Annotated in this window: 20 protein-coding genes; 8 read left to right on the top strand and 12 right to left on the bottom strand. The window is 63.3% G+C overall.

Annotated elements, in window-relative coordinates:
• Window positions 1–72: 72 nt before the first annotated feature.
• The 3 genes from NKJ81_RS01665 to NKJ81_RS01655 all read right to left on the bottom strand — a co-directional run bounded on the left by NKJ81_RS01665 (window position 73) and on the right by NKJ81_RS01655 (window position 3,458).
• Window positions 73–1,533 carry an amidase gene (locus NKJ81_RS01665; protein WP_352539411.1) on the bottom strand — a complete coding sequence of 487 codons (1,461 nt, stop codon included), beginning with the start codon at window positions 1,531–1,533 and terminating at the stop codon, window positions 73–75.
• Between the two features lie 6 nt (window positions 1,534–1,539).
• Window positions 1,540–2,448 carry a ribokinase gene (locus NKJ81_RS01660; RefSeq protein ID WP_352502653.1) on the bottom strand — a complete coding sequence of 303 codons (909 nt, stop codon included), beginning with the start codon at window positions 2,446–2,448 and terminating at the stop codon, window positions 1,540–1,542.
• A 116-nt stretch (window positions 2,449–2,564) separates the two neighbouring features.
• Entirely contained in the window at window positions 2,565–3,458 is an 894-nt protein-coding gene (locus tag NKJ81_RS01655) for a methylated-DNA--[protein]-cysteine S-methyltransferase (protein WP_352453988.1), read from the bottom strand.
• Between the two features lie 115 nt (window positions 3,459–3,573).
• Here NKJ81_RS01655 and NKJ81_RS01650 point away from each other — a divergent pair, with 115 nt between their 5' ends.
• The gene (locus tag NKJ81_RS01650) at window positions 3,574–4,389 is read left to right on the top strand and encodes a class I SAM-dependent methyltransferase (RefSeq protein WP_352469440.1); all 816 of its coding nucleotides are present in this window, start codon (window positions 3,574–3,576) and stop codon (window positions 4,387–4,389) included.
• A gap of 9 nt (window positions 4,390–4,398) precedes the next feature.
• Here NKJ81_RS01650 and NKJ81_RS01645 read toward each other — a convergent pair whose 3' ends face one another.
• Window positions 4,399–4,893 (bottom strand): DUF2244 domain-containing protein, encoded by a 495-nt coding sequence (locus tag NKJ81_RS01645; RefSeq protein WP_352539410.1) that lies wholly within the window; start codon window positions 4,891–4,893, stop codon window positions 4,399–4,401.
• A 22-nt stretch (window positions 4,894–4,915) separates the two neighbouring features.
• Here NKJ81_RS01645 and nth point away from each other — a divergent pair, with 22 nt between their 5' ends.
• Complete coding sequence (nth, locus tag NKJ81_RS01640; protein WP_352539409.1) at window positions 4,916–5,737, top strand: endonuclease III; 822 nt, start codon at window positions 4,916–4,918, stop codon at window positions 5,735–5,737.
• 34 nt (window positions 5,738–5,771) lie between these two features.
• On the opposite strand, the gene NKJ81_RS01635 is transcribed toward nth, so the two are convergent.
• From NKJ81_RS01635 to NKJ81_RS01620, 4 genes are all read right to left on the bottom strand, one after another.
• Window positions 5,772–7,283 carry a tripartite tricarboxylate transporter permease gene (locus NKJ81_RS01635; RefSeq protein WP_352539408.1) on the bottom strand — a complete coding sequence of 504 codons (1,512 nt, stop codon included), beginning with the start codon at window positions 7,281–7,283 and terminating at the stop codon, window positions 5,772–5,774.
• A 9-nt stretch (window positions 7,284–7,292) separates the two neighbouring features.
• Window positions 7,293–7,760, bottom strand: coding sequence for a tripartite tricarboxylate transporter TctB family protein (locus tag NKJ81_RS01630; RefSeq protein WP_352469443.1), 468 nt, complete (start codon window positions 7,758–7,760; stop codon window positions 7,293–7,295).
• Between the two features lie 79 nt (window positions 7,761–7,839).
• A complete protein-coding gene (locus NKJ81_RS01625; RefSeq protein ID WP_352469444.1) occupies window positions 7,840–8,817 on the bottom strand; it encodes a tripartite tricarboxylate transporter substrate-binding protein in 978 nt (325 codons plus the stop codon).
• 185 nt (window positions 8,818–9,002) lie between these two features.
• On the bottom strand, window positions 9,003–9,458 hold the full coding sequence (locus NKJ81_RS01620) for a DUF2214 family protein (protein ID WP_352469445.1): 456 nt from the start codon (window positions 9,456–9,458) through the stop codon (window positions 9,003–9,005).
• A 212-nt stretch (window positions 9,459–9,670) separates the two neighbouring features.
• Here NKJ81_RS01620 and NKJ81_RS01615 point away from each other — a divergent pair, with 212 nt between their 5' ends.
• From NKJ81_RS01615 to NKJ81_RS01590, 6 genes are all read left to right on the top strand, one after another.
• On the top strand, window positions 9,671–10,216 hold the full coding sequence (locus tag NKJ81_RS01615) for a GNAT family N-acetyltransferase (protein WP_502896413.1): 546 nt from the start codon (window positions 9,671–9,673) through the stop codon (window positions 10,214–10,216).
• 207 nt (window positions 10,217–10,423) lie between these two features.
• Window positions 10,424–11,401, top strand: a complete 978-nt coding sequence (locus tag NKJ81_RS01610) for a Bug family tripartite tricarboxylate transporter substrate binding protein (RefSeq protein WP_352453995.1) — start codon at window positions 10,424–10,426, stop codon at window positions 11,399–11,401.
• Between the two features lie 154 nt (window positions 11,402–11,555).
• Window positions 11,556–12,089 carry a tripartite tricarboxylate transporter TctB family protein gene (locus NKJ81_RS01605; protein WP_352502673.1) on the top strand — a complete coding sequence of 178 codons (534 nt, stop codon included), beginning with the start codon at window positions 11,556–11,558 and terminating at the stop codon, window positions 12,087–12,089.
• Window positions 12,090–12,093: 4 nt separating this feature from the next.
• Window positions 12,094–13,617, top strand: a complete 1,524-nt coding sequence (locus NKJ81_RS01600) for a tripartite tricarboxylate transporter permease (RefSeq protein ID WP_352539407.1) — start codon at window positions 12,094–12,096, stop codon at window positions 13,615–13,617.
• A 15-nt stretch (window positions 13,618–13,632) separates the two neighbouring features.
• Window positions 13,633–14,817 (top strand): CaiB/BaiF CoA transferase family protein, encoded by a 1,185-nt coding sequence (locus NKJ81_RS01595; RefSeq protein ID WP_352469449.1) that lies wholly within the window; start codon window positions 13,633–13,635, stop codon window positions 14,815–14,817.
• 19 nt (window positions 14,818–14,836) lie between these two features.
• Complete coding sequence (locus tag NKJ81_RS01590) at window positions 14,837–15,688, top strand: citryl-CoA lyase (RefSeq protein WP_352469450.1); 852 nt, start codon at window positions 14,837–14,839, stop codon at window positions 15,686–15,688.
• A gap of 80 nt (window positions 15,689–15,768) precedes the next feature.
• Here the strand turns inward: NKJ81_RS01590 and NKJ81_RS01585 are convergent, their stop codons facing one another.
• From NKJ81_RS01585 to NKJ81_RS01570, 4 genes are all read right to left on the bottom strand, one after another.
• Window positions 15,769–16,278 carry an NUDIX hydrolase gene (locus NKJ81_RS01585; protein WP_352469451.1) on the bottom strand — a complete coding sequence of 170 codons (510 nt, stop codon included), beginning with the start codon at window positions 16,276–16,278 and terminating at the stop codon, window positions 15,769–15,771.
• 130 nt (window positions 16,279–16,408) lie between these two features.
• Window positions 16,409–16,675 carry a hypothetical protein gene (locus NKJ81_RS01580; protein WP_352539406.1) on the bottom strand — a complete coding sequence of 89 codons (267 nt, stop codon included), beginning with the start codon at window positions 16,673–16,675 and terminating at the stop codon, window positions 16,409–16,411.
• Window positions 16,676–16,835: 160 nt separating this feature from the next.
• A complete protein-coding gene (locus tag NKJ81_RS01575; protein ID WP_352448298.1) occupies window positions 16,836–17,528 on the bottom strand; it encodes a response regulator transcription factor in 693 nt (230 codons plus the stop codon).
• Entirely contained in the window at window positions 17,525–20,266 is a 2,742-nt protein-coding gene (locus tag NKJ81_RS01570; RefSeq protein ID WP_352539405.1) for a DUF4118 domain-containing protein, read from the bottom strand. Before NKJ81_RS01570 ends, NKJ81_RS01575 begins: the two co-directional genes overlap by 4 nt.
• Window positions 20,267–20,280: the final 14 nt, after the last annotated feature.

Raw genomic sequence — 20,280 nt, 5'->3', positions numbered from 1 at the left:
GCGCTGTCGCGATCAATGCATGGCGATGAGTTGCGTGCAAGCCGGCGAGGCGCCGACAATGCGGAGTTGATTTCAGCAGGCGCCGGCCTGCCATGGCAGCGTTGTCTCATAGGCGGCAGCCGCCCTCAGCACGGAGAGGTCACCGCGCGGCCGCCCGATCAATTGCATGCCCATTGGCCTGCCCCTGGCGTCGAAGCCCGCCGGCACATTGATCGCCGGGCAGCCGCCCAGCGTGGCGAACGCTGAAACCTGCATCCAGCGATGATAGCTGTCCATGGCACGCCCGGCCACTTGCCTTGGCCAGTGGGTGACGACATCGAAGGGAAAGACCTGTGCGGCTGGCAGCGCAATCAGGTCGAAACGTTCGAAGAGCGACAGCAGCATTCGATGCCAGGACGAGCGCCTCACAGTGGCGGCGTGGATCTGCGGCGCGGTGAGGCGCAGTGCATGTTCCACCTCCCACACGGCCTCCGGCTTCAGCAGGCTGCGTTTCGAGGGATCGTCGTAATGCGCCTTGAGCGCACAACCGCTGCTCGCCTGGCGAAGCGTTACAAAGGCTTGCCACAGCGCTTCGAAGTCGAATTCCGGTATCAGCGGCTCGGCCTCGAAGGATACATCCGCGAACCGGCCGAGTGCTGCCTCGCAAAGCTGTAGTATGCCTGCTTCAACCGGCAGATGGCCTTCGAGATCGCCGAGCCAGGCGATGCGCCCGCCGGCCGCCGGTGCTTCCAGCCCTTCGAGGAACGAGCCTGGCTTATCATGCGACAGCGGCGCGCGAGGATGATAGCCGGCCTGAACGTCGAGCAGCAACGCCATGTCACGCACGCTACGCCCCATCGGCCCTTCGACGCCCATTTGCGCAAGAAACACATCAAGGTCAGGGCCGGCCGGCACCAATCCCTGCGATGGACGGAAGCCATAGACATTGTTGTAGGCAGCGGGATTGCGCAGGGAACCGCCAAAATCGCTGCCATCGGCAACGGGAACCATGTCGAGCGCCAGCGCGACCGCCGCACCGCCGCTCGAGCCGCCGGCGGTCAGCGCCGGGTCAAATGCGTTGAGCGTCTGTCCGAACACGGTGTTGTAGGTGTTGGAGCCGAGCCCGAATTCGGGAACGTTGGTCTTGCCGATGATGATCGCGCCGGCCTTGCGGACGCGCTCGACGAAGAAGTCGTCTTCCTCAGGCACAAAATCGGCGAAGATCGGCGAGCCGAAGGCGGTTCTCAGGCCTTTTGTCAGCGCAAGATCCTTGATCGCGATCGGCAGGCCGAACAGCGATCCGGTATCTCCTCCTCGCGCCAGATGAGCGTCAGCGCTGTTGGCCTCGCGCAGGATGTCGGCACGCTCACGCAATGAAACGATAGCGTTGACCAGCGGGTTCACCGCCTCGATCCTGTCGAGGAATGCCGCGACGACTTCGCGCACCGAAAGCTGCCGGCGCCTGATCTTCCCGGCAAGCGCCACGGCAGACAGGCGGCAGATGTCGCCGGCGGGCGGCACCGCGTGCTTCGTCGTCGGGCGCATGGCTGTCATCCCGCTTTAGCCTGCAGATTTCTGCAGGGCGGCATCGACGTCCCTGGCCAGCGGGATGGCCGGCTGTGCACCGGCTTTCAGGCAGGCCAGCGAACCGGCTGCGGCAGCGCGGGCTAGCGCCTGGTCGAGCGGCAGGCCGGCTGCCAGCCCGGCTGCAAAATAGCCGCAGAACGTGTCGCCGGCACCGACCGTGTCGAGCGGGGTGATCTTCAGCGCCGGAACCATCAGGAGATCGTCCGGCGTTGCCGCCAGAACGCCGTCCGAGCCAAGCGTGACGACGATGGTGCGGCCGGTTCTCGCGGCATAGTCGCGCATCCGTGCCGGGCGGTCGCGGCCATTCAACGACAGCGCCTCGCCATAGAGGTCGAACTCGGTTTCGTTGGCGACGAGATAGTCGGCCTTGCCGAGGAAGCCGGCCGCGTCGCCATGGAAAGGTGCGGTGTTGAGCACGGTGATCGCGGCGGCCGTGCTTGCCGCGTCGAGTGCTGCCTCGACGGTCTGCAGCGGGATCTCCAGTTGCAGCAGCACGACGTCGCCGTTTTTTACGAAAGCCTTGGAAAGGTCACCCGGCACGACCGAATCATTGGCGCCCGGCACAACGGCGATCACGTTCTCGCCGTCGGCGCCGACCATGATCAACGCGGTACCGGTCGAGGCAAAGGTCTCGCCGACGCCGGACAGGTCGATCTTGCCGTCGCGCAGCAGCGCCAGAGCGTCGCTGGCGAAGCTGTCCTTGCCGACCGCGCCGACCATGCGCACCTTGGCGCCGGCGCGGGCGGCGGCCAGCGCCTGGTTGGCGCCCTTGCCGCCGGGGGCAGTAGCGAAACCGGAGCCGCGCACGGTCTCGCCGGGGCCGGGCAAGCGGTCGACACTGGCGATGAGATCGAGATTGATGGAGCCGATGACGACGATCAAGTAGTGCCTCCCGCTAGCGCATACCACTCTAATTGCGCGGGAAGCTACTCCGTAAGATCGCTGCTTGTCACCCTAGCGGTCCTTGCATCGCTCCAATCGTTCCATTCGTTGGCTATTCAAGAAGAGACCTGTCCCGCCTCCCAGCCGAGGATGGCGCGTTTGCGGGTCAGACCCCAATGGTAGCCGGTGAGTGCGCCGGACTTGCCGAGAGCCCGGTGGCACGGCACGACGAAGGACATCGGATTGGCACCGACCGCGGCACCGACAGCCCGGCTGGCACTCGGTGCGCCGATGCGCGCGGCGATCGAGGAATAGGTGCAGGCCTGGCCCATCGGAATGCGCAGCAAGGCCTCCCAGACACGGACCTGGAAGTCTGTGCCGATCATGACAACGCGCAGCGGCTGGTCGGCGCGCCACAGCGACGGATCGAAGATGCGCGCGGCATAGGGTGCCGTCGCCGCCATGTCCTCGACATAGGTCGCATTCGGCCAGCGGCTGGACATGTCGGCAAAGGCCGCACGCTCGCCGCCGGGGTCGTTGAAGGCGAGGCCGGCAAGGCCGCGGTCCGTCACCATGATCAGCGCGATGCCGAAAGGCGAGATATGATAGCCGTAGCGGATGGTGAGCCCTGCGCCGCGGGTCTTGTAATCGCCCGGCGACATCGCTTCGTGGGTGACGAACAGATCGTGCAGCCGGCCTGGGCCGGACATGCCGAGTTCGAACGAGGTTTCAAGCAGCGGCATGCCGGCATCGAGCAGCTTGCGCGCATGATCGAGGGTGACGGCCTGCAGAAAAGCCTTGGGCGACAGGCCGGCCCAGCGGGTGAACAGCTTCTGCAGCCCGGTCGGCGTCTCGCCGACCTCCTCGGCCAGCACTTCCAACGAAGGCTGGTCGCGATAGTCGAGGCTGATCTTTTCGATGGCACGACGGACGATTTCGTAGTCTCCACCTTCAGGCGTGATGTCTTTCTGAAGGATTGCTGTCGTTTTGAGAGGCATTTGGGCGTTCATGGCAGTATCTCCTTGAGTGCGAATATCGTCCTTCGCGGCGCCGATCACCACCCGAAACTTGCTTTCCCGCGGCATGTACCCAGATAGAGCTGGGCTTTGAATGGGGAGGACGGTCGTGGCTGGTGAAAAAGTAAACCTGACCGGGGCAAAGGAGACTTTGCTTTTGACACTTTACGGCAAGGCGCTGGAGAGCCGGCTGCCCAATTCGCTGCTCAGGGACTACTTTGCCGACGAGGCGGTGCGCAACATCGACTATGATTTCTCACGGCTCAAGGTCGACAACAATCTCGGCGTCGGTCTAGCAATCAGGGCAAAGACGCTGGACGTCTGCGTTCAGGACTTTCTCGCCCGAAATCCTGACGCCATCGTACTGCATCTCGGGTGTGGGCTCGATACGCGCGTATTCCGTATCGATCCGCCAGCCGGCGTGGACTGGTTCGACGTCGACTATCCCGAAGTCATCGACCTCAGGCGCAAGCTCTATCCCGTGCGGGATCACTACCACCTGATCGCTTCGTCGGTCACCGAACCGGGATGGCTGAACGAAGTACCTCGGGATCGCCCGGCCATAGTCGTGGCGGAAGGCCTGACTCCCTACCTGGGCGCCGAAGAGGGGCAGCAACTGTTTTCTCGTTTGGTGGGACATCTTTCGAGCGGCGAACTGGTTTTCGATGCCTATAGTCGCCTGGGCCTGAAGATCATTCGCCTCAATTCCTCCTTCCGCGCCACCGGTGCCGAGGTCCATTGGAGCATCGAGAACCCGCATGAATTGGAGCGAGCCGTTCCGAAGCTGCGGTTCGTCGAGGACATCCCTGCCTATAAGCCGGAACATGCCGCTCGCATGCGCTGGTTCGCGAAACTGTTCGTTCGCCTTTGGAAATACATTCCAGCATTGCGCAAGATCGGCAGGCTGTTGCGCTATCGGTTCTGAAACGCTGGCTCAGCGCGCCTTGGCGGTCGCCAGAGCGCGCGAAAATGCGGTGGCAAAACTTTCGCGGTCGTCAGGGTTGAGGAAGCCGCCGATCGAGACGCTTTTTCCTTGCGCCTCGACCGCCATTCTGGTGATGCCGATCTCGGCGTGGCGGGCGATCGAAAAGCGCGCCCAGAACGGATTGAAGCGGTGTGCTTCCGATTTGCCTGACGGGGCAGTCTTGCGGATGTCGAGGCTGGTGCGCGACACCGATACCTCCTCGCGAGCCCGGGCGGCACGATAATTGGCGCGGAAGGCGATGTAGACGGCGATCACGTCGAGGCCGAAGAAGCCGAACACCGGCCAGGCGCCGCGCGACAGAAAAAACGCTCCGGTCACCAGCCAGCCGAACAGCAGGGCGCCCATCAGGATGGCAAAGCCGGTCTTGCCCAGCGACCGGTGCGGTGTCAGCAGCGCCTGGAAAAATGGCTCGTCGGCCTGAAATGAGGCGTTTGTGTCGCTCATTGGGGAATATTATAGGAAGGCAATGACAAGCCCCAAGCCCAAAAACTCTTCTGCGCTAAAAAAAGACCTGTTGCCCGGCCGCCGCGAGGGCTCGAACGTCAAGCCGCGTCCGCGGCCGGCGAGATCGCGGGCGCTTTACAGCGCGGCCGAGGTGCATGAGATTTTCCGGCGCTTTTCCGTTCAGCGGCCGGAACCGAGGGGCGAGCTCGAACATATCAACGCCTTCACGCTGTTGGTGGCGGTGGTGCTTTCGGCTCAGGCGACGGACGCCGGCGTCAACAAGGCGACGCGGGGGCTGTTCAAAATTGCCGACACGCCGCAAAAAATGCTGGCGCTGGGCGAGGCCAAGCTCGGCGACCATATCCGCACCATCGGGCTGTGGCGCAACAAGGCCAAGAACGTCATCGCGCTGTCGGAGGCGCTGATCCGCGACCATGGCGGCGAGGTGCCTGAGGATCGCGATCAACTGGTCGAGCTGCCGGGTGTCGGCCGCAAGACCGCCAACGTCGTGCTCAACGTGGCATTCGGCCAGCATACGATGGCGGTCGACACGCACATCTTCCGCATCGGTAACAGGCTCGGCCTGGCGCCGGGCAAGACGCCGGAACAGGTCGAGCAAGGTTTCCTGAAGATCATTCCGGATGAATATATGCGGCACGCGCATCATTGGCTGATCCTGCACGGCCGCTATGTCTGCAAGGCGCGCAAGCCGGATTGCCCGGCCTGCGTCATCGCCGATATCTGCAAGGCCAAGGAAAAGACGACCAGCGTGCCTGCACCGCTGGTCGAGATCGCGCCGCTCGGGCCAGTAGAAGCGGCTACTGAGTCAGTGCCCGCCAAGTGACTGTGAAGTTCCTCCTATGTGGCGCCGTCCACATTCAGGAACTCTCCTCGACGAACACCTCCTCGCGCCTCTTCCTGACCGCGGGGAGAAACACGATGACGAGCACGGCAAGCGCGATGAGGAGCAGGCTGGCGCTGATCGGCCGCGTCACGAAGGTGCTCGGATCGCCGCGCGAGAGGATCATGGCGCGGCGTAGGTTTTCCTCGAGCAGCGGGCCGAGCACGAAGCCGAGCAGCAGCGGCGCAGGTTCGCAGCGCAGCTTGGTCAGGAGGTAGCCAAGCAAGCCAAAGAAGGCGACGGCATAGAGGTCGTAGACGTTGGTGTTGACGCTGTAAACGCCGATCGAGCAGAACGCCATGATGATCGGGAAGAGCACGTAATACGGGATCGTAAGCAGTTTCACCCAAAGCCCGATCAGCGGCAGGTTCAAGATGATCAGCATCAGATTGCCGATCCACATCGAGGTGATGATACCCCAAAACAGTGCAGGCTGTTCGATGGCGACATTGGGGCCGGGCACGATGCCCTGGATGATCATCGCGCCGATCATCAGCGCCATTACCGGGTTGGCCGGAATGCCGAGCGTCAGCATCGGGATGAAGGAGGTTTGGGCGCCGGCATTGTTGGCCGATTCCGGTCCGGCGACGCCTTCGATGGCGCCCTTGCCGAATTCCCCGGGATTTTTCGAGACACGTTTTTCGACGGTGTAGGAGGCAAAGGCGGCAAGGATCGCGCCGCCTCCCGGCAGGATGCCGAGCGCCGAACCGATGATCGTTCCGCGCACGATGGGAGCCGCCATGCGCCGAAAATCTTCGCGGGTCGGCATAAGGCCGGAGATCTTTCGGATCAGCACGGAACGCTCATGCTCGTTTTCGAGGTTGCGCAGTATCTCGGCGACGCCGAAGACACCGACCGCCACTGCGACGAAATTCAGCCCGTCGGCATATTCGCGGATGCCGAGCGTGAAACGGGGTGTACCGGTGTAGATATCGGTGCCGACAAGGCCGAGCAGCAGGCCGAGCACGACCATGGCCAGCGCCTTGACGATCGAGCCGTGGGCGAGCGCGACGGACGAGACCAGACCGACAATCATCAGCGAAAAATACTCGGCAGCACCGAATTTCAACGCTATCGCCGTCAGCGGCGGGGCAAAGATGGCGACGAGGAAGGTCGACACCGTGCCGGCAAAGAACGAGCCTATCGCCGCGGTCGCCAGTGCCGCCCCGGCGCGGCCGTTCCTGGCCATCTGGTAGCCGTCGATGGCGGTGACGGCCGACGAGGATTCGCCAGGCATGTTGATGAGAATAGCGGTAGTCGAGCCGCCATACTGCGCGCCGTAATAGATGCCGGCGAGCATGATCAGGGAGGAAACCGGATCGCCGATCTGGAAGGTGATCGGCAACAGCATGGCAATGGTTGCGGTGGCGCCGATACCGGGCAGGACACCAATCAGCGTGCCGAGAAGGACACCGATCAGGCAGAAACCGAGGTTTGCCAAAGATGTGGCCGTCGAAAAGCCGAGTGCGAGATTGTTGAGGAGTTCCATTTCATCTCCTCACAACGACAGTGGCAACCACGGGCCGAAACGCCGGAACGGCAGGCCGAGTGCGTAGCTGAAGATGGCGAACGCGAACAGCGTCAGGCCGGCCGACAGCACGAGCGCGGTCAGCGGCTTCATGCGGCCGCTGGCAAACGATGCGATCAGCGCCGCCAGGAAGATCGATGGGATGAAGCCGAGGCCGCGCACCGTCAGGCCGAAGAAGATCGGAGCAGGCAGGATGAACAGCATGCCGCGCCACGCAATGTAACCGATCGGCTCGCTCTCGAAGCGCACTGCCTCGACTAGGATGACGGCGCCGAGCAGAATGAGCACGATCGCCAGAACCAGGGGGAAATAGCCCGGCCCCATGCGAAAGGCGGTGCCGATTTCGAGGCCCAGCGACTGCAGCGCGAAAAAGACGCCAATAAAGATCAACAGCGCGGCGCATATGCCGTTGGCTCTGTCGATTGCGAAAGGTTTCATGACGTCCTCCCGGCCCGCCTCACGGGCGTGCCGATGCCGGTGTAAAAACGGGGCGCCGGCGGCGCCCCGTTAAAAACCTTTAGTCGGCGTACTGGCCGGCCGCTTCGATGATCGGCTTCCAGCGCGCAATCTCACTTTCCAGCTTGGCCTTGAGCGCGGCCGGCGTGGCATCGGCCTCGGGCGACGGCTTGGTGCCGAGTTCGGCAAATCGGGCGACGACGTTCTGGTCCTTCAGCGCCACCTGCAGAGATTTCGACAGGCGTTCGGTGATCTCGGCCGGCGTGCCCTTGGGTGCATAGATGCCGTGCCAGATGCCGACCTGCACCTGGGGAAGACCGGCCTCTATCGTCGTCGGCACGTCCGGCAGCACGTCTAGCCGTTGCGGCGAGGTTACGGCATAAGCCTTGATCGTGCCGCCCTGGATCTGCTTGGTGGTATTGGTCGTCTGGTCGCACATGATGTCGACCTGGCCACCGAGAAGATCGGTCATGGCCGGGCCGGTGCCCTTATATGGTACGGTGACCAGCGGCGTGCCGATGGCGCTCATAAACAGCATGCCGCACAGATGCGAGGCGGCACCGATCCCGGCATTGGCAACGGTGATGCTGTCCTTGTTAGCCTTGGCGTAGTCGACCAGCCCCTTCAGATCGGTCGGCTCGAGGTCCTTGCGGCCGACGATGGTCATCGGCACCTCGGTGACGAGGCCGACATATTCGAATGCGTTCAGCGTGTCGTAGGCGAGCTTTCTGTAGAGCGTAGCACTTGTCGCCATGCCGATGTGATGGAGGAGCAGCGTGTAGCCGTCAGGCTCGGCATTTGCGACGCGGCCCGCGCCCAGTGTGCCGCCGGCGCCGCCGACATTCTCGACGATGACCTGCTGGCCGAGGTCCTTCGACATGGCTTCCGCGACAAGACGCGTGACGGTGTCAGTCGGGCCGCCGGCCGAAAACGGCACGACAATGCTGATCGTGCGTTCGGGGTAGGTCTGCGCGCCAGCGGCCGGTGGGTAAAGCATGGCGGCCGCAACGGCAGCCAGCGCGGCGACGAATTTTCTCATCGTGATTCCTCCCAGGATACGAATTACCAACCGCTGCGCGGAGTTCCTCTCAAAACCGAATGTAGATGGAGCAATAACTAGCGCAACCCGACAAATGACAATCAGCCTCGAACGGCAAACTGCACGTTTGTCCGCGCAAATGAGTGGAAAGGTTGGGCCGCGCGATGCCCTTCCTCCGACCTATCTTAATAACCGTAGCCGCGCGCCATCGCCGCCGCGAACACCGGGATCAAGAGGAAGATGAAGGCCTCGGTGCGGACATAGCTGCGAACGGACGCTAGCTCCGCCGCAGGCACCTGGAAGCCGGGACTGGCGCTCGCCTGCCTGTTCCAGGACAGGAATCGGACGGTCGGGATAATCGACAACAGGCCGACAATTGCGAAGGCGGCCATCTTTGCCCAGAACATCCAGTTGTAGACGTAGAATTCCCAGCCCTTGAGACCATAGATGACGCGGCCGATGCCTGCGACGATGATCAGCATGGCGATGATGCCGTAGTGGCGATCGATGCCGACAAGCCGCTTCAGCGTCGCGGCGGACAAGTCGCTGCGGATCAGGACGAACTCGGCGCCGATGATGCCTGCCAGCGAAAACACCAGCAGATGATGGAAGATGGCAAGCACAAGGTCGGTCGTGTCCATGCTGTTTTCCCTCTGTCGGACGGCAGCGCCGAAACCCAACGCGCCTGAACCAGTACTGGAGAAAAACTAACACCGCCTGGCAGGATTCACATCAGCCTGGAAGATGATCTACACAGCCTTGGCTCTTGTTTTTCGCAACGGATTTGGATTTCCCGTCTCGGGCGTGTCGCTGTCCCCACTTTTGGAAGACCTGCACGGGCAACAACCGAGACATGACCATGGCCAGTCCGCATACAATTGTCGCCCCAGTAATTGAGACCTCGCGCACGGTCCTGCGGCCGCACCGGCTTGACGATTTCGACGCCTATGTCGCGATGTGGGCCGATCCCGCCGTCACCCGCTTTATCGGCGGCAAGCCGCGCACGCGGGAGGAAAGCTGGATGCGCTTCCTGCGCCACGCCGGCCTGTGGTCGCTTCTGGGCTACGGCTTCTGGGCGATCGAGGAAAAAGCGACTGGCCGCTTCATCGGCGAGGCCGGCTTTCATGATCTGAAACGCGACATGACGCCGTCGATCGAGGGCATTCCGGAGGCCGGCTGGGCTCTGGTTTTGGGCGCGCATGGCCACGGGTTGGCCAGCGAAGTCGTCGCACGGGTGCTTGCCTGGGGCGACGAGACGTTCGGCGCCGCGAAGACCGTCTGCATCATCGATCCGGAAAACACCGGATCGCTGAACGTCGCGGCAAAATGTGGTTATGGCGAAGTGCTGCGAACCGTCTACCAAGGCAAGCCGACCATCCTGCTGGAGCGGCAACCCTGACGGATGTTGTTTGGCACTGCCTGCCACGTCGTCTTCGGGCGTCCGGTTCGCCAGCCTGAAAATCGCGCAGGCCGATTGTGCCGCATGCGGCGTGTTCTGTCTTTGACAGGAAGACGCAAACTCTGCATGAATTTTATCGAGCGGGTCTGAAGGCAGGCCACGTTTCTGGCAGGCACCGGAGGAGGTGTCGCGATTTGGAGGAATCCCATGCTGAACAGACGCCGATTCTTGATGAGCACCGCGGCAGCGGGTGCTGCCGGACTCGCGGCATCGCATTTTATCCCCGCCTTCGCGCAGGACGCGCCGCAGCTGCAGATTTTCGTGCCAGCGGCGCCGGGCGGCGGCTGGGACCAGACGGCGCGCGCCATGGACCAGGTGCTGCGCAGCGAAAAACTGATCTCCGGCTCGCAGATCACCAATGTCGGCGGCGCCGGCGGTACTGTCGGCCTGCCGCAATTCGTCAACCAGTGGAAGGGCAAGGGCAACGCGCTGATGGTGGCTGGCATGGTCATGGTCGGCGCGATCATCGCCAACAAGGCGGCTAACAACCTTACCGAGGTCACGCCAATCGCCCGCCTTACTGGCGAGTTCGAGGCGCTTGTGGTGCCGGCCGCCTCGCCATTCAAGACTGCGGCCGACTTTGTTGCCGCCCTCAAAGCCGACCCGACGCAGGTTCCGGTCGCCGGCGGTTCGGCTGGCGGCTCGGACCACATCTTGTTCGGCCTCATCGCCAAGACCGTCGGTGTTCCGGCCACCAATCTCTCCTATGTGCCGTTTGCCGGCGGCGGCGAGGCGCTGTCGGCGCTGCTCGGCAACCAGGTCGCGGCCGGCATCTCCGGCTATGGCGAGTTCGCCGAACAGGTCAAGGCGGGTGCGCTGCGGCTGCTGGCCATCTCCGCGGATAAACGCCAGGAGGGAATTGATGCGCCGACGATGAAGGAAGCCGGCATCGATGTCGAGCTGTTCAACTGGCGCGGCGTCTTCGCACCGCCCGGCGTCTCGGACGCCGACAAGGCAGCAATGATCAAGCTGATCGAGACCATGGCCAAGAGCGACGCCTGGGCCACCGAATGCAAGAACCGTAACTGGACGCAGATCCTGCTCACCGGTGACGATTATGCGAAATTCGTCGCCGAAGACACGGCCCGCATCGGGACGATCCTCAAGGACCTCGGCCTGGCGTGATGCTCTCGGCAAGGGGCGGCCTGCGCCAACCCTTGCCGACTTTCGCCAGCCGCATGGACATACGCGGCGCCGGAGGTGAAACTAGGCCGAGATCGGCCGAGTGAGACCAGTCCAGGGAGAACCGGCCCTCGGGGCTGGCATTGGGAGGACGATGATGAGCACCAGCGACCAGCAGGCGCCGCCGCGCCTTGCAGTTCCCGAACTGCTGATCGGCGTTGGGCTCCTCGCCTGTGCGGGTGCGGTTGCCTGGCAGACGCTGGCAATCCCGGTCTCGCCGCTCTATTCCAAGGTCGGTCCGACCGTCTTTCCCTACATCACCATGACCGGGATGATGATCCTGTCGCTGCTGCTCATCATTGCCGCCTTGCGGGGCGGATGGCAGCCGGAGGACGAAAAGGAGACGCCGACCGACTGGAAGGCGATGGGCATCGTCGCCCTCGGACTGATCGCCAATCTGGTGCTGATCCAGCCGCTCGGCTTTACCGCTGCATCTGTCATCATGTTCGTTCTCATCTGCCACGGTTTCGGCAGCCGGCGTCCGCTGCGTGACGTGCTGCTCGGGCTGATCCTGGCGCTGGCCGCCTATTTCGGCTTTGCCAGGGCGCTTGGCGTCAATATCGGTGCCGGCTTCATCGAAAACCAGCTGAATGCGATCGTCGATTCGGTCGTCGCCATGCTGAGGGGCTGACGCCATGGAAACGCTCGGCCATCTCGCGCACGGATTTTCGGTCGCCTTCTCGCCGATCAATCTCATGTGGTGCCTGGTCGGCACCACGCTGGGGACTGCGATCGGCGTGCTGCCCGGCCTCGGGCCGGCTCTGACCATCGCGCTGCTGTTGCCGATCACCTACCAGGTGGCGCCGGAGGCGTCGTTCATCCTGTTTGCCGGCATCTACTACGGCGCCATGTATGGCGGCTCGACGACATCGATCCTGCTCAACACGCCTGGCGAAAGCGCCACCATCGTCACCGCGCTGGAAGGCAACCGGATGGCCCGCTCCGGCCGCGGCGGTGCGGCCCTGGCAACCTCGGCGATCGGCTCCTTCGTCGCCGGCACGCTGGGCACCATCGGCGTTGCCTTCCTGGCGCCGATCGTCGTCAAATTCGCGCTGGCCTTCGGCCCGGCCGAATATTTCTCGCTGATGGTGCTGGCCTTCATCACGGTTTCGGCAGTGCTCGGCTCGTCGTCGGTGCGCGGCCTGACCAGCCTGTTCGTCGGCTTCGTTGTCGGCATGATAGGCGTCGACCTGCAGACGGGGCAGCCGCGCTTCACCTTCGGCATGAGCGAATTGTTGGACGGCGTCGACGTCATCGTCGTCGCCGTTGGCCTGTTCGCCGTTGGCGAGACGCTTTACATGGCCTCACGCCGCTATGCCGGCAAGGACGACATCGTGCCGTTGAAAGGGTCGCTCTACATGACCGCGGCTGAATGGTCGCGCTCGTGGAGGCCATGGCTGCGCGGCTCCCTGATCGGCTTCCCGATCGGCGCCATGCCGGCCGGCGGCGCCGAAATCCCGACCTTCCTCTCCTATGCTATCGAGAAGAAACTCTCCAGACACAAGGAGGAGTTCGGCACGGTCGGCGCCATTGAGGGCGTTGCCGGGCCGGAAGCGGCCAACAATGCATCCGCGGCCGGCGTGCTGGTGCCGATGCTGACGCTCGGCCTGCCGACCTCGGCGACGGCCGCGATCATGCTGTCGGCGTTCCAGAGCTACGGTATCAATCCGGGGCCGCTGCTGCTGACGACGCAGGCCGACCTGGTGTGGGGGCTGATCGCCAGCCTGTTCATCGCCAATGTCATCCTCGTCGTCCTCAACCTGCCGCTGATCGGGCTCTGGGTGCGATTGCTGAAGATCCCGGCGCCGCAGCTCTATGCCGGCATCCTGGTGTTCGCCACGGTCGGCACCTACGGCATCTCGCAATCGCCGATCGACCTCGTCATCCTCTATCTGCTCGGTGCCGCCGGCTTCCTGATGAGGCGTTTCGATTTCCCGACCGCGCCGGTCATCATCGGCATGATTCTCGGGCCGCTTGCCGAAACGCAGTTCCGCCGCGCGATGACCATCTCCAACGGCGATTGGACGGTGTTCTACAAGCATCCGCTGTCGCTGACGCTGCTGACGCTGGCCTTCATCGGGCTGGTTGGACCGCATATCTGGGCCTACATCGAGCACAGGCGCATGCGTGGACCGGAGCACGTGCCGGGCGATGCCTGAGCTGTTCGTGACGTCATGACAGACCTGCTTTCCGGCATCCGCGTCCTTGACCTGACCAATGTGCTGGCCGGCCCCTATTGCGCCTACCAGCTGGCGTTGCTCGGGGCCGACGTCATCAAGGTCGAGACGCCGCAAGGTGGTGATCTGGCGCGCCAGCTCGGCGCCTCGCCGGAGCTCAACCGGGCGGGCATGGGCGCTTCGTTCCTGGCGCAGAATGCCGGCAAACGCTCGGTGGCGCTCGATCTCAAGCAGGAGGCCGACCGCGAACGCTTCCTCGATCTGGTCGCTTCGGCCGACGCGCTGGTCGAGAATTTCCGCCCCGGCGTAATGGACCGGCTGGGGCTTGGCCATGCCAGGCTGAAGGAGGTCCGGCCAAGCCTTGTCTACTGTGCGATATCGGGCTTCGGCCAGACCGGGCCGATGCGCGACAATCCAGCCTACGACCAGATCATCCAGGGTCTTTCCGGCATCATGAGCATCACCGGTACACCGGAAACGGCGCCGCTGCGTGTCGGCTATCCCGTCGCCGATACGCTTGGCGGGCTGGTAGGGGCGTTCGCCATTACCGCCGCACTGGTCAAGCAGAAGACGACTGGCGAGGGCGCGTTCCTCGACGTGTCGATGCTCGAATGCACGCTTTCTGCGCTCGGCTGGCCGGTGTCGAACTATCTGACGGCGGACGTCGAGCCGCAGCCGATGGGCAATGAAAACATGACGGCCGCACCGTCTGGCGCGTTTCGCACCGGCGACGGCTTGCTCAACATCGCCGCCAACAAGCAAGAGCAGTTCGTCACACTGTGCCGGTTGATCGGTCGGCCGGAGTTGGCGTCGGATGTCCGCTTTGCCGAGCGCGAAACGCGCAAGCAGAACCGCATTGCATTGAAAGCGCTGATCGAGGATGCCTTGGCGAGCGGCTCGGCCGCCGCCTGGGAGGAGACGTTCAATCGCGCCGGCGTGCCGGCAGGCCGGGTGCTGACAATCCCGCAGGTACTGCAAGAGAGACAAGTGATCGAGCGCGGCATGACGGTACGCTTCCAGGCCGTGTCCGGGATGGCTAGGCCGCTGACCGTGGTGCGCGGCGGCTTCATGGTCGATGGCGAGGCACCTTTGCCGAGCAGGCCGCCGCCGGGGCTGGGCGAGCATATGGACGAAGTTTTTGCCAACCTGCCGCCACGCGCCAAGAAAAGAGCGAAGGCATGAGCGGCACGGAAAAGAAGCCATGAGCGACACGGAAAACAAGGCTGGCCGCGCGCGCGGCGAGGAATGGTGGCAGACCGGCATCATCGAGATGCGCCCCGGCGTCATCCGGCTGCGCGGCTATGAAATCCAGGATCTGATCGGTCGCGTCAGCTTTCCGGCAATGATCTGGCTCATGCTGCGCGGCGAACTGCCGAGCGAGGAGCAGGCGGCGCTGCTCGGCATCGCGCTGGGTGCTGCCGTCGACCATGGGCCGCAGGCGCCGTCGATCGCCATCGCCCGCATGGCGATCACGTGCGGCGTCGGCATCAACAGCGCCATGGCATCTGCCATCAACGTGCTTGGCGATGTGCATGGCGGCGCCGGCGAACAGGCGCTTTCCTTCTACGGCGACATCGCCGCTGAAGTGGACGCCGGCGTGCCCCTCACGGGCGCCGTGTCGCTGCGGGTTGATCATTTCCTTGCTGGGGAGGACGGTTATGTGCCCGGGCTCGGCCATCGCTTCCACCCGGTCGACCCGCGGGCGCCCCGCCTCATCGAGCTGACCCGTGACTTTGCCGCGCGCGGCGTCGTCAGCGGGCGCTTCGCCGATATCGCCGAGATGGTCGAGGCCGAGGTTTCGCGGCGCAAGGGCAAAAAAATCCCGCTCAATATCGACGGCGCCACGGCCGTCATCTACGGCGAGCTCGGCTTCCCGCCGCCGCTGACGCGGGGCCTTTTCGTGCTGTCGCGCTCCGTCGGCATCCTCGCACATGCATGGGAACAGTCGCAGGAGAGCGAACGCAACAAAGGGCCACTGCCGCGCGAATGGCTGTGGGCCTATACCGGCACGCCGGCGCGGCCTCTGCCCGAGGAAGACGATGGCAGTCAGTGAGGCATCGGTTCAAGAGACGGGGGCGGCGGGCGCTGGAAAACCAATTCCATCCCGACACAGTCGGGGCATGCCTCCATCTTCTATTGAGCGGGATCTTTTCCGAACGCCGGACTCTGCTTTTTGGGATTATGCTCCAGTTCGGCAATCCTGATGTTCCTCACCAGCGTCGAAAGATCCGGCTCGTCGATCAGCAACGCCGCGTCGGTCGGCGTCAGCCATGCCCGCTGCCGTCTCTTGGCTTCTTGCCACTTGGCAAGTTCCTCGGTTACCTCAAGCAAATAGACGACGACATCGACGCGAACGAAGCGGTTCGCCAGCCGCTTCCAGTAGTGGTAGGTGCCGGCAGGCTGTTTCAGTGTCTTGCCGAGAACACCGGCTTCTTCCTGTGCTTCGATGGTGGCTGCCTTGCGGCCGCTCTTGCCCTTCATCGGCCAGCCCTTCGGTACGATGAAGCGCCTCGTCGTTCGCGATGTGACCAGCATCACCTCGACATCGCCATGCTCGTTCAGCCGAAAGGGAATCGCCGCGACCTGGCGAACCCCGTCGCCCTTCCTTGCCTTGCGTACAACCTTCTTCTTGCTGGCTGCCATTCGATAATCCAGTCGAATCGGTGCCCAGACGGCAAGGGCAGCGTTGCAAACTCGCCCGCTTTCAATGGGGCGCAGGCGGAGCGGTTTCCCCAGTATATAAGTCGGCTAAATAAATGAAAGAGACCGGTCGTCAGCGGCAGGTGCTGACAAAGCCGCTCCCTGACGGCAGCAACTGGCAAGTTGGCCTCATCTGCGGCACCTCCTGCCGTTGCGGTATTGGGATTTGGCGATCCAGGGCACGGTACTGCTGTTGCTGCTGCTGGTATTGCTGCCGCCGCAGCCTGTTCTCCAACATCTGCAATTGGTCTTGCTGGATCAACACGTTGCGATCGGCGGGACTGCCGACCTGTGCCGATGCAGCTGGATTTACGCCCGACAGCATCGCCGCAGTCAGCATTGCCGACCCTAGAAACGTCAATAGACGAAGCCGTGGCATTCGTTCATTCCCGCACAAAACCAATCTTCGCTTAATATAGGGCTTTTGTCCGGCGACGCCATGGCCGCCGCTGATTTGAAGCAGATTGGAAGAGGCATTTCGGCTTCGGATGCTCGTCGCGTCAGTCGACTTCGCGCAGCCGGTATCCGACGCCGGTCTCGGTCGTGATATAGCGGGGCTGGTCGGGCGTCTTCTCAATCTTTAGCCTGAGTTGCCGGACATAGACTCTGAGATATTGAACGTCGGTGGAATCGCCCCAGACCTGCTTCAGCAGGAACTGGTGGGTGAGAACCTTGCCGGCGTGCTGCACCAAGGTGCGAAGAATGTCGTATTCCTTCGGCGAGAGCTTTATCTCCTTGTCCTCGACCTTGACGATGCGCTTCACCAGATCGACGGAGAGGTCGCCGGTCTGGAACACCGGTCTCTCACCCTGCTGCTGGAACTTGTGGCGAAGCGCGACGCGGATGCGTGCGACAAGCTCGTTCATACCGAATGGCTTGGTGACATAATCGTCGGCGCCGAGTTCGAGGGCCGAGACGATGCCGGCCTCGTCGGTGCGGCTGGAAAGAATAACCACGGGAATGTCCAGGCCATCATCCCGCCATTTGCGGAGCAACTCATGCCCGCTCATGCCGGGCAGGCCGAGATCGAGCAGCACAAGGTCCGGCTTTTCCGTCGCGATGAGTTCAATCGCCGCCCTGGCGTTCGGCGCCTCGCTGATCGCATAGCCTTGGCTGCCAAGCCCGACGCGAAGCAGTTTCCGGATCGGCGGTTCGTCGTCCACCACCAATATCCTGACGTCCAGGCTCGTCATGCCAGATCGTCCATATTTTGATGGCCCGTCTCGGGTTCGCCGAGATTGGGCAGTTCCGCCGGCACCAGTTGCATCTTGATCGTGAAAACCGCCCCCGAGCGGTCGGACCTGTTTGCCGCCAAGAGCGTCCCGCCCATCGCTTCGATGAAGCCGCGGCAAATCGACAGGCCGAGCCCCGTGCCGGCACGCACCTGGTCACCCTTGCGCACACGGTAGAAAGTGTCGAAAACGCGCTCTAGATCCGCTGGCGGAATGCCTGGTCCCTCATCCATGATCTGCAGGATGACGAAGCCGTTGTCGGCCCAGGCTTGCAGGCGGATCGTCGAACCTGGCGGCGCGTATTTTGCAGCATTGTCGAGGAGGTTGAACAGCACCTGTTCGAACAGAACGGGGTCGACCCGCAACATCGGCAGATCCGATGGAATGTCGATCTCGGTCTTATGCTCGCCGACGATCTTGCGGGCCCGATACAGAGCTGAACCGACAATGTCGCCGAGATAGTGAAACGCATAGTTCGGCTCCATCGTGCCGGATTCGATCTTGGTCATATCGAGCAGATTGGCGATGAAGCGGTTAAGCCTCTCCGCTTCATCGAGCACGGTCGACAGCAGTTCCGCCCGGTCCTGCTCGGGAAGCGCGGCCTCGAAGTCCCTGAGTGTTCCGGCCGCGCCCATGATGGCGGCAAGCGGCGTTTTCAAATCGTGGGAAATGGAGGTGAGCAAGGCCGAGCGCAGACGGTCTGCCTCGGCCGCAAGCTTGGCCCGGTCAACATCGGCGACGAGCTGGATGCGCTCGATGGCGACCGCCGCCTGGTCGGCGAGCGCATCGAGCAGACGCTGCTGCTCGGGTGTCAGCAGCGGACCTTGCTTGTCGTTGTCGAGGCCGACAACGCCTACCGCCGTGCGTCCGGTCCGCAAGGGCAGATAGAGGCGCTTTGCTCCGGGCAGCGTGTCGGCGCCGCGCCCGGCGGCGCGGTTATGCTCCCAGGCCCAGCGGGCTGCTGCGATGTCGGCCTCGGCCAGCGTGTCGTCGGGTGGGTAGCCGGCTTTGACCGCAATCGTGCCGTTCTCCGGCAGAAGCAGCACCACGCGCAGCTTCAGCATCGAGGCGATCTGGAAGGCAGTCGCCCAGAGAACGTCATCAAGCGTCCCAGCGCCGGCGAGCTTCTTTGAGAAGAGATAAATATCTTCTGTGGCGCGTGCCCGCGAGCGCGCGGCGACCGCCTGACGCTGCACGCGCGCTGTTAGATTGCTGCCAATGACCGCAACAACCAGGAAGACAGCCAGCGCAACGATGCTCTCCGGATCCTCGATCGTCAGCGTGTAGCGTGGTTCCAGGAAGAAATAGTTGAAGGCAATGGCGCTGATGAGGCAGGCATACAAAGCCGGCCAGAGACCGCCGGTCACCGCCGACGTCAGGACCCCAATGAGAAAGATGATCGCCAGATTGCGGACGTCGAGAAACTGGTCGAGAAGGACGGCGAAGGCGAGCGAGCCAACAACATAGGCCGTGGCCCTGAGATAGGGCCAGATCTCGAACTGCCACTGCTCGTCCGCCGCCTTGACGGTCCTCGACGTCGCCTCGGCGTTGCGTTCGTTTCCCGAAATGACATGGACGCTGATGTCGCCGGCATTGCGGATGAGATCGTAAGTGAGCGAGCCTTCGATCAATTCCCGCCAACGCGATCGGGTCGGCCTGCCGATCACGATATGGGTGAAGTTGTTCGCCGTCGCATGCCGAACGATGTCTTGCGCGACGTTCTGACCCGGAATGGTCGTCACCTCGGCACCGAGCTGCTCGGCAAGGCGCAGCTGCGTCGCCAGCCGATCCTTGTCCTCCTCGGGCATGGCAGCTGAACGAGGGGTATCGACATGAAGCGCCGTCCAAGGGGCGCGGAGCCGGTCGGCCAACCTCCGCGCATAACGTACACGGGCCGCCCCGCCCGGACGCGCATCGACGCAGACGAGAACCCTTTCCCCCGCCGCCCAAGGCCCGGGTATCGCGTGGGCCTGCATGTGGGTCAGCAACTGCTCGTCGACCCGCTGGGCAGTGCGGCGGAGCGCCAATTCCCGGAGCGCCGTCAGATTGCCCGGCGAGAAATAGTTCTCGATGGCGCGCTGGGCGGTGCTGGGGATGTAGACCTTGCCTTCCTCAAGCCGTTTGATCAGATCGTCGGGGGTGAGGTCGATGATCTCGATGTCGTCGGCCTGGTCGATTATGGAGTCGGGGACAGTTTCCCGCACCCTGACGCGGGTGATCTGCGCCACGACATCGTTCAGGCTCTCGACGTGCTGGATATTCAGCGTCGTGTAGACATCGATGCCGTGCGTCAGGATTTCCTGGACGTCGAGATAGCGCTTGGGGTGACGGCTGCCGGCGACATTGGTGTGGGCGAGTTCGTCGACCAGAACCAGCGCCGGGTGCCGGGCGAGGATGGCGTCGAGATTCATCTCCTCAAGGATCCGCCCCTTGTAATCGATCTCAAGGCGAGGAATGACCTCGTAGCCTTCGACCAGCGTCTGGGTTTCCTTGCGGCCGTGCGTCTCGACGATGCCGATCACCACGTCGACCCCGTCGGCCAGCCTGGCGCGGCCCGACATCAGCATCTCGTAGGTCTTGCCGACACCGGGGGCGGCGCCGAGAAATATCCTCAGGCGGCCGCGCTCCTCCCGCTCGGCATGCTCGAGCAGCGCGTCGGGAGAGGGCCTGGTTTCGGCGGTGCGTCTGTCGTCTGGCATACGGGTCAATCATG

This window comes from Mesorhizobium sp. M0018 (assembly GCF_040323955.1).
Lineage (GTDB): Bacteria > Pseudomonadota > Alphaproteobacteria > Rhizobiales > Rhizobiaceae > Mesorhizobium.
Note: the sequence above shows the minus strand (reverse complement) of the source record. Positions and strands in the feature narration are given on the sequence as shown.

Excerpts from the sequence above, each read along its gene's own strand:
- NKJ81_RS01665 (WP_352539411.1), bottom strand. The coding sequence starts at position 1,533 with ATGACAGCCATGCGCCCGACGACGAAGCACGCGGTGCCGCCCGCCGGC.
- NKJ81_RS01655 (WP_352453988.1), bottom strand. The coding sequence starts at position 3,458 with ATGAACGCCCAAATGCCTCTCAAAACGACAGCAATCCTTCAGAAAGAC.
- NKJ81_RS01645 (WP_352539410.1), bottom strand. The coding sequence starts at position 4,893 with ATGAGCGACACAAACGCCTCATTTCAGGCCGACGAGCCATTTTTCCAG.
- nth (WP_352539409.1), top strand. The coding sequence starts at position 4,916 with ATGACAAGCCCCAAGCCCAAAAACTCTTCTGCGCTAAAAAAAGACCTG.
- NKJ81_RS01635 (WP_352539408.1), bottom strand. The coding sequence starts at position 7,283 with ATGGAACTCCTCAACAATCTCGCACTCGGCTTTTCGACGGCCACATCT.
- NKJ81_RS01630 (WP_352469443.1), bottom strand. The coding sequence starts at position 7,760 with ATGAAACCTTTCGCAATCGACAGAGCCAACGGCATATGCGCCGCGCTG.
- NKJ81_RS01625 (WP_352469444.1), bottom strand. The coding sequence starts at position 8,817 with ATGAGAAAATTCGTCGCCGCGCTGGCTGCCGTTGCGGCCGCCATGCTT.
- NKJ81_RS01620 (WP_352469445.1), bottom strand. The coding sequence starts at position 9,458 with ATGGACACGACCGACCTTGTGCTTGCCATCTTCCATCATCTGCTGGTG.
- NKJ81_RS01615 (WP_502896413.1), top strand. The coding sequence starts at position 9,671 with ATGACCATGGCCAGTCCGCATACAATTGTCGCCCCAGTAATTGAGACC.
- NKJ81_RS01610 (WP_352453995.1), top strand. The coding sequence starts at position 10,424 with ATGCTGAACAGACGCCGATTCTTGATGAGCACCGCGGCAGCGGGTGCT.
- NKJ81_RS01605 (WP_352502673.1), top strand. The coding sequence starts at position 11,556 with ATGAGCACCAGCGACCAGCAGGCGCCGCCGCGCCTTGCAGTTCCCGAA.
- NKJ81_RS01600 (WP_352539407.1), top strand. The coding sequence starts at position 12,094 with ATGGAAACGCTCGGCCATCTCGCGCACGGATTTTCGGTCGCCTTCTCG.
- NKJ81_RS01595 (WP_352469449.1), top strand. The coding sequence starts at position 13,633 with ATGACAGACCTGCTTTCCGGCATCCGCGTCCTTGACCTGACCAATGTG.
- NKJ81_RS01590 (WP_352469450.1), top strand. The coding sequence starts at position 14,837 with ATGAGCGACACGGAAAACAAGGCTGGCCGCGCGCGCGGCGAGGAATGG.
- NKJ81_RS01585 (WP_352469451.1), bottom strand. The coding sequence starts at position 16,278 with ATGGCAGCCAGCAAGAAGAAGGTTGTACGCAAGGCAAGGAAGGGCGAC.
- NKJ81_RS01580 (WP_352539406.1), bottom strand. The coding sequence starts at position 16,675 with ATGCTGACTGCGGCGATGCTGTCGGGCGTAAATCCAGCTGCATCGGCA.
- NKJ81_RS01575 (WP_352448298.1), bottom strand. The coding sequence starts at position 17,528 with ATGACGAGCCTGGACGTCAGGATATTGGTGGTGGACGACGAACCGCCG.
- NKJ81_RS01570 (WP_352539405.1), bottom strand. The coding sequence starts at position 20,266 with ATGCCAGACGACAGACGCACCGCCGAAACCAGGCCCTCTCCCGACGCG.